This window comes from Actinomadura darangshiensis, assembly GCF_004349235.1.
In the GTDB taxonomy this organism is placed as follows: domain Bacteria; phylum Actinomycetota; class Actinomycetes; order Streptosporangiales; family Streptosporangiaceae; genus Spirillospora; species Spirillospora darangshiensis.
On record NZ_SMKY01000356.1, the window covers coordinates 1 to 8,074 of the forward strand.

Consider the following 8,074-nt stretch of genomic DNA (forward strand, 5'->3'; position numbering starts at 1 on the left):
GGTCTCGCCCATCCCTCGCACCGGGCGGGGCCCAACGGTTCAAGCGTGCGCGTGACCGCGCCGTCACAGAAGGGACGGGCGTCCTGACCTGCGTCGTTCCCGTGTCCCGGCCCGTGCGGGACACCCCGGTGCTCAGCCGGCCCGCTCCCATCCCCGCTTCGGCGGGAGCGTCCCGAGGCGTTCGTCGCGGCTGCGGTAGACGATGTAGGGGCGGGTCAGGTAGCCGACCGGGGCGGTGAGCATGTGCACCAGCCGGGTGAACGGCCAGATGCAGAACAGCACCATCGCGCTGATCGCGTGGAGCTGGAACAGGATCGGCACGCCGGTCATGAGACCCGGGTCGGGCCGCAGGTAGAAGATCGCGCGGAACCAGGGCGAGACGGTCGTCCGGTAGTTGTAGCCGCCGCCGATCAGGTTCGCGATCACCGTCGCGGCCAGGCCGAGGGCGATGGTCAGCGTGAGCACGGCGTACATGAGCTTGTCGTTGCGGGTGGTGGCGGAGAAGACGGGTCCGACCGTCCGCCGCCGGTAGATCAGGATCGCCAGCCCGATCAGCGTGCAGAGGCCCGCGACGGAGCCGAGCGCCAGCGCCGTGACGTGGTACGCGTGCTCGCTGACTCCGGCCGCCTCGGTCCAGCTCTCCGGGATGAGGATGCCGCCGATGTGGCCGAGCAGCACGACCAGGATCCCGAAGTGGAACAGCGGGCTGCCGATGCGCAGCAGGCGGTTCTCGTAGAGCTGGGACGAGCGGGTCGTCCAGCCGAACTTGTCGTAGCGGTACCGCCAGATGTGCCCGAGGACGAACACCGCCAGGGTGACGTACGGCGGGGCGACCCAGAGCAGGATGCCGAGGACGCCCGGTTCGCCGGAGCCGGACGTCGCGAGGTCGTTCATGAGCGGGACTCCAGGACGGGATCGGGCAGGAAGACGGGGCCCGAGCCCGTCCCGTAGGGCGTGAGACCGACCTCCTCCTCGGGCGGGCCTTCGGCGATGAGGCGGGCGACGGCGTCCTCGTTGCGGCCGGTGAGCGGCGGCAGGGTGGCGGTGACGGCGTCCAGGACGGCGGCCCACGGCGATCCGGCCTCGGTCAGCGACAGGCGCAGCAGTTCCAGGCCGGCGCGGTGTTCGAGCAGCAGCCGCCGTCCATGGGCGAGGTCCCCCGTGGCGGCGAACTCCAGCACGACGGCGAGGTGATCGGGCAGTTCGCCGTCGTCCAGGACGAGCCCGGCCGCCTCGTAGGCCTGCTTGAACCGCAGCAGCGCCATGCCGCGCTTGCGCGTGTCGCCGTAGGCGTAATAAGTCAGGTAGAGGCAGCAGCGTCTGCGGTGGTCGAACGTCGCGACGTAATCGGCCGCGAGCTCTCCGGGCGGCGTCGAGTCGAGGTGGTCGAGGAAGGCGGCGAGCGGCGTTCCCGCGTCCGGAGGCAACTCCCCGACCGCACGGCGGAGCAGCGGTCGCCGCTCCAGCAGCTCCTCGTCGGGGTAGCCGAGCAGCAGCGACGCCACCTGCCAGGCGGCGGCGAGCTGGGCATCGGTGGGACCCGGCCTGCTCCTGATCCTCACGGCTTGGCCTCCGTCTCGGCGTCGCCGGAGTCGGCGGGCGGGTTCCGGTCCTCGCGGGTGGGGAACAGGCCGGCGGGCGCGCCCTTGCCGTCCCAGTTGAGCAGGTTGACGCGTTTGTGCTTGTCGGCCGGGTCGACCGCGCTGTCGGAGGTCTGCCGCTGCCGCAGCATGTGGAAGTTCTCCACCGCGATCGGGTTGGCGCCGCCGGAGGACTCGCCGAACGGGCCGGAGCCGCCGCCCATGCCCGCGCCGCCCATGCCGGGGCCGCCTTCGTAGTCCAGGCTACACTCGGTGGCCAGTTCCTCCAGGCCGTGGGCCTGCTCGGCGTGCGCGGTCGGGATCACGTACCGCTCGTCGTACTTGGCCAGGGCCAGCAGCCGGTACATGTCGTACATCGCCTCGCCCGACATCCCGACGCCCTCGGGGATGGTCTCGTCGGGGTCGCGGCCCAGGTTGATGTCGCGCATGTAGGACCGCATCGCCGCCAGCCGCCGCAGCACGGCGTCCACCGGGGCGGTGTCGCCCGCGGTGAACAGTTCCGCGAGGTATTCGACCGGGATGCGCAGCGCCTCGATCGCGGCGAACAGGTTCCCGGGGTCCTCGGCGTCGTGGCCGGTGTCGCGGACGACGTCCACCACCGGCGACAGCGGCGGGATGTACCAGACCATCGGCATCGTCCGGTATTCGGGGTGCAGCGGCAGCGCCACCTTGTAGGTGTTGATCAGCGCGTGGATCGGGGAGCGCTGCGCCGCCTCGATCCAGTCGCCCGGGATGCCCTCCCGCTCGGCCGCCGCGACGACCCGCGGGTCGTTCGGGTCGAGGAACACCCGCCGCTGCGCCTCGTAGAGGTCGGTGTCCTCCGGGGTGGACGCGGCCTCCAGCACCTTGTCGGCGTCGTACAGCATCAGGCCGATGTAGCGGAGCCGTCCCACGCACGTCTCCGAGCAGACCGTCGGGATGCCGACCTCGACGCGCGGGAAGCAGAACGTGCACTTCTCGGCCTTGCCCGTGCGGTGGTTGAAGTAGACCTTCTTGTACGGGCAGCCCGACACGCACATCCGCCAGCCGCGGCAGCGGTCCTGGTCGACCAGGACGATGCCGTCCTCGGTCCGCTTGTAGATCGCGCCGGACGGGCAGGACGCCGCGCAGCTGGGGTTGAGGCAGTGCTCGCAGATCCGCGGCAGGTAGAACATGAACGTCTGGTCGAACTCCGTCTTGACCTTGTCGGAGATGTCCTTGAGCAGGACGTCCTTGTCCAGGTGGTCGATGGAGCCGCCGAGGTCGTCGTCCCAGTTCGCCGACCAGGACACCTTCATGTCCTTGCCCGACAGCAGCGACTTGGGCCGCGCGACCGGGGTGTGCTCCTGCAGGGGCGCGCTGGTGAGGGTCTCGTAGTCGTAGGTCCAGGGCTCGTAGTAGTCGTCGATGCCCGGCAGCTTCGGGTTGGAGAAGATCGTCAGGAGCTTGCGGAGCCGCCCGCCGCCCTTGAGCGCGAGCCGGCCGCGCCGGTTCAGCGTCCAGCCGCCGCGCCAGCGCTCCTGGTCCTCGTACCGCCGGGGGTAGCCCTGCCCGGGTCGCGTCTCCACGTTGTTGAACCACACGTACTCGACGCCGCTGCGGTTCGTCCACGCCTGCTTGCAGGTGACCGAGCAGGTGTGGCACCCGATGCACTTGTCGAGGTTCATCACCATCGCCATCTGCGCCATGACCCGCATCAGTACTGCACCTCCTGGGAGCGGCGGCGGATGACGGTGATCTCGTCGCGCTGGTTGCCGGTCGGCCCGAGGTAGTTGAACGCGAACGACAGCTGCGCGTACCCGCCGATGAGATGAGACGGCTTGACCAGCAGCCGGGTCAGGGAGTTGTGGATGCCGCCGCGGCGGCCGGACGTCTCCGAACGCGGGACGTCGATCAGCTTGTCCTGCGCGTGGTACATGTACACGGTGCCCTCGGGCATCCGGTGCGAGACGATCGCGCGGGCGACGACGACGCCGTTGCGGTTGACCGCCTCGATCCAGTCGTTGTCGCGCACCCCGATCTTCGCCGCGTCCGTCCCGCTCATCCAGATCACCGGGCCTCCGCGCGACAGCGACAGCATGAACAGGTTGTCCTGGTACTCCGAGTGGATCGACCACTTGTTGTGCGGGGTCAGGTACCGGACGGTCAGCCCCAGCTCGCCCGTCTCCCCCAGCTCCGGCTCGCCGAACAGCGCGGACATGTTGAGCGGCGGCCGGAACACCGGCAGCTGCTCCCCGAGCTCGGCCATCCAGTCGTGGTCGAGGTAGAGATGCTGGCGGCCGGTGAGGGTGTGCCACGGCTTGAGCCGCTCGACGTTGATCGTGAACGGGGAGTAGCGGCGTCCGCCCGCCTCCGATCCGGACCATTCCGGGGACGTGATGACGGGCACGGGGCGGGCCTGGGTGTCGGCGAACGTGATCTGCTTGCCCTCGTGCTCGGCGGCCAGGTCGGCGAGCCGGGTCCCGGTGCGCCTCTCCAGCGTGTGGAAGCCCTGGGTGGCCAGGTGCCCGTTCGTCGTGCCGGACAGCGCGAGGATCGCCTCGCAGGCGTGGACGTCCCGCTTCAGCGTCGGGCGCCCGTCCCCCGGGCCGCCCCGCACGACGCCGTTCGTGTGCTTCAGTCGCTCGACCTCGTCCTTCAGGTCGAACGTGACGCCCTTGGTCGTCGCGCCGAGCCGCTCGGCGAGCGGGCCGAGCGCCGTCATCTTCGCCGCGACCGCCGGGTAGTCGCGCTCCACCGCCACCAGCTTCGGCATCGTCACGCCGGGGACCGGCTCGCACTCGCCCTTCGCCCAGTCGAGGACGCGGCCGTGCGGGGTCGCCATCTCGTCGGGCGTGTCGTGCAGCAGCGGCACGGCGACGATGTCCTTGCGGACGCCCAGGTGGTTTTGGGCGAGGCGGCTGAAGGCGGTCGCGATGTCCTGGAAGGCGCGCCAGTCGCTGCGGGTCTGCCACGGCGGCGCGATCGCCGGGTTGAACGAATGCACATAGGGGTGCATGTCAGTCGTGTTGAGGTCGTGCTTCTCGTACCAGGTCGCGGCCGGAAGCACGATGTCGGAGTAGATGGTGGTACTGGTCATCCGGAAGTCCAGCGACAGCAGCAGGTCGAGCTTCCCGGCCGGGGCCTCGTCCCGCCACACCACCTCCTTGGGCCGGACGTCCGGGGGCGTCTCCTCCGCGCGGACGGCGTCGGCGGCGCCCAGCAGGTGCTTGAGGAAGTACTCGTCGCCCTTGGCGGACGACCCGAGCAGGTTGGACCGCCACACCGACAGGACGCGGGGGAAGTTCTCCGGGGCGTCCGGGTCCTGGCAGGCGAACTTCAACCGGCCGGCCTTCAACTCGTCCACGATGTGCTCGCCGGGCTCCTTCCCGGCGGCCTCCGCCTCGTCGGCGAGGGTCAGCGGGCTGCGGTCGAACGTCGGGTAGGACGGCATCCAGCCCAGCCGCGCCGCCTGCGCGATCACATCGGCCGTGGACCGTCCGGCCAGCTGCCCTCCGGATGTCGCGGCCGCGAGGGTGCCCGCGTCGAACCGGTCGTAGCGGAACTGGTCGGTGTGCAGGTAGAAGAACGCCGTCCCGATCATCTGGCGGGGCGGCCGGGACCAGTCCAGCGCGCCCGCGAGCTGCGTGTAGCCGGTCAGCGGGCGGACCTTCTCCTGCCCGACGTAGTGCGCCCATCCCCCGCCGTTCACGCCCTGGCATCCCGTCAGCGTGGTCAGCATGAGGAACGTCCGGTAGATGGTGTCGGAGTGGAACCAGTGGTTGGTGCCCGCACCCATGATGATCATCGAGCGGCCGCGGGACTCCTCGGCGTTGGCGGCGAACTCCCGCCCGATGCGCTCGGCGGCCCGCGCCGGTACGCCGGTGATGCCCTCCTGCCAGGCCGGGGTGCCGGGCTCGGACGCGTCGCCGTAGCCGGACGGCCAGGAACCGGGCAGACCCTCCCGTCCCACCCCGTACTGGGCGAGCAGGAGGTCGTAGACGGTCGTGACCAGGTGGCCGCCGACGTCGCGGACGGGTACTCCCCTTCGCAGGGTTCCGGGCGAGCCGTCAGGCGCGTCGAAGCGCGCCATCTCGACCTCGACGGCCTGGCCGCCCTCGACCGACAGCAGCGGGTCGGCCTCACCCAGGTCGAGGTTCCAGCGGCCTTCGCCGGAGTCGCCGTACCGGAAACCCAGCGAGCCGTTGGGGACGTGCGGACGGCCGTTCGCCGCGTCCAGGAAGACCGTCTTGAACGCCGCGTTCTCCGACTGCGCCTCGGCGCCCGGCAGATCTGCGGCCGTCAGGAACTTGCCGGGGACGTACGCGTCGCCGCGCTGCTCCATCCGCACCAGGAACGGCAGGTCGCTGTACCGCTTGACGTAGTCGGTGAAGTAGGGGACCTGCCTGTCGACGAAGAACTCCTTGAGCAGGACGTGCCCCATCGCCATCGCCAGGGCGCCGTCGGTGCCGGGCTGGGCGGCCAGCCACTCGTCGGCGAACTTGACGTTGTCGGCGTAGTCCGGGGAGACGGCCACGACCTTCTGCCCCCGGTAGCGGGCCTCGGTCATCCAGTGCGCGTCCGGGGTCCGCGTCACCGGCAGGTTCGAGCCCCACATGATCAGGTAGCCGGCGTCCCACCAGTCGCCCGACTCCGGCACGTCGGTCTGGTCGCCGAACACCTGCGGGGACGCCACCGGAAGGTCGGCGTACCAGTCGTAGAACGACAGCATCGTCCCGCCGATCAGCGACACGAACCGGGAGCCGGACGCGTGCGACACCATCGACATCGCGGGGATCGGCGAGAACCCCGCGACCCGGTCCGGGCCGAACTCGGCGATCGTGTGGACGTGCGCGGCGGCGATCATCTCGGTCGCCTCGTCCCACGACGCCCGCACCAGGCCGCCCCGTCCCCGCGCGCCCTTGTAGACCGCGGCCTTCGCCGGGTCGGACACGATCTCGCGCCATGCCTCCACCGGATCGCCCGTCCGGGCCTTGGCCTCCCGGTACATCTCCAGCAGCACGCCGCGCACGTACGGGTACCGCACCCGCGTCGGCGAGTAGGTGTACCAGGAGAACGACGCCCCCCGCGGGCAGCCGCGCGGCTCGTACTCGGGACGGTCCGGCCCCACCGACGGATAGTCGGTCTGCTGCGCCTCCCAGGTGATGATGCCGTCCTTGACGTACACCTTCCACGAGCACGACCCCGTGCAGTTCACCCCGTGCGTCGAACGGACGACCTTGTCATGCGACCAGCGGTCCCGGTAGAACGCGTCGGCTTGCCGTCCGCCCTTCTTCGTCATCGTCCGCAGGTCGGGCGACACCTCCGCACGCGTGAAGAACCGGCGGGTGCTCACGAGCGCGTCTTCCAGGGGGCCGTCCAGACCGGCCCGGCCCTTGGTCGAACTCACGTAATGCTCCCTTCTAGGGGGTCTGCCGGCCGGCCACGGCCCGCCGCACGGCCGTGGCGGTGAACAGGGCCGCAGCGCCCGCGACGATGGCGAGCAGGGCGAGGCCGAGTGCGTACGAGCCGCGGCTGCCGTAGATGGAACCCATCACCAGCGGCGGGACGAACCCGCCGAGACCGCCCGCGGCGCCGACGACGCCGGTGACCGAGCCGACCTTGCTCGCCGGCGCCAGCCTCGCGACGAGTGCGAACGTCGCGCCGCTGCCCGCCCCGAGCGCCGCCGCCAGCACCAGGAACGCGATCGTCCCGACCGGCATCAGCGCGGGTGAGGCCGCCTGAACCGCGGCCCCCGCCGTGGTCAGGACCAGGCACACGACCAGCACCTGCACCGCCCCGACCTGGTCGGACAGCCATCCGCCCACCGGCCGCGCCACCACGGCGAGCAGCACGAACCCCGCCATCCGGTTGGACGCGTCCGACTGGCCGAGCCCGTACTCGTTCTGCAGATACGTGGGCAAGTACACCGAGAACGCCACATACCCACCGAACGCCACCGCGTAGAGCGCGGACGCCTGCCAGGTGACCCCCATCCGGGCCGTGTCCGCCAGCCTCCGGGTCAGGGGCTCGCTCGGCACCGCCCGCCCGGGCGCCTCGCGCAGCAGGAACCACGCGACCACCGCGTACACCGCGAGCAGGACGGCCGTCAGCACGAACGGCGCGGCCATGCCGTTCGCGTCGACCAGCTTCACGGTCGTCAGCGCACTGATCGCCGTCCCGCCCATGCCCGCACCGAACACGCCGATCGCCATGCCGCGCCGCTCGGGCGGGAACCAGGCGTTGACGAACGGGACCCCGACGGCGAACGTCGTCCCGCCGATGCCGAGGAAGAACCCGCCCACCAGCAGCGCCGCCAGCGACGAGTGCCCCGCGAGGCCGAGGAAGAGCACCGGCACGATCGTGATGAGGGAGATCGCCGGGAACAGCACCCGCCCGCCGAACCGGTCGGTCAGCGCCCCCACCGGGATCCGTCCCACCGACCCCACCACCACGGGCACCGCCACCAGCAGCGACTGCTCGAACGACGACAGCTCCAGCGAGTCCTTGAAACC

At 70.9% G+C, this 8,074-nt stretch carries 5 protein-coding genes; all 5 read right to left on the reverse strand.

The window, feature by feature from the left end; translation table 11 throughout:
• Positions 1 to 132: 132 nt before the first annotated feature.
• Positions 133 to 894 carry a respiratory nitrate reductase subunit gamma gene (gene narI, locus E1293_RS41250; protein WP_132204644.1) on the reverse strand — a complete coding sequence of 254 codons (762 nt, stop codon included), beginning with the start codon at positions 892 to 894 and terminating at the stop codon, positions 133 to 135.
• Positions 891 to 1,562: a nitrate reductase molybdenum cofactor assembly chaperone gene (narJ, locus tag E1293_RS41255; protein WP_132204646.1), complete on the reverse strand. Its 672-nt coding sequence runs from the start codon at positions 1,560 to 1,562 to the stop codon at positions 891 to 893. The genes narI and narJ overlap by 4 nt, the downstream gene beginning before the upstream one ends.
• The gene (narH, locus tag E1293_RS41260) at positions 1,559 to 3,277 is read right to left on the reverse strand and encodes a nitrate reductase subunit beta (RefSeq protein WP_132204648.1); all 1,719 of its coding nucleotides are present in this window, start codon (positions 3,275 to 3,277) and stop codon (positions 1,559 to 1,561) included. Before narH ends, narJ begins: the two co-directional genes overlap by 4 nt.
• On the reverse strand, positions 3,277 to 6,969 hold the full coding sequence (locus tag E1293_RS41265; protein ID WP_424923721.1) for a nitrate reductase subunit alpha: 3,693 nt from the start codon (positions 6,967 to 6,969) through the stop codon (positions 3,277 to 3,279). Before E1293_RS41265 ends, narH begins: the two co-directional genes overlap by 1 nt.
• Before the next feature lie 13 nt (positions 6,970 to 6,982).
• A partial coding sequence (locus E1293_RS41270) for an MFS transporter (RefSeq protein WP_132204650.1) occupies positions 6,983 to 8,074 on the reverse strand: 1,092 nt, incomplete at its 5' end.

What these genes read in the sequence shown, in the direction of transcription:
- narH (WP_132204648.1), bottom strand. Translation starts at nt 3,277, where the DNA reads ATGCGGGTCATGGCGCAGATGGCGATGGTGATGAACCTCGACAAGTGC.
- narI (WP_132204644.1), bottom strand. Translation starts at nt 894, where the DNA reads ATGAACGACCTCGCGACGTCCGGCTCCGGCGAACCGGGCGTCCTCGGC.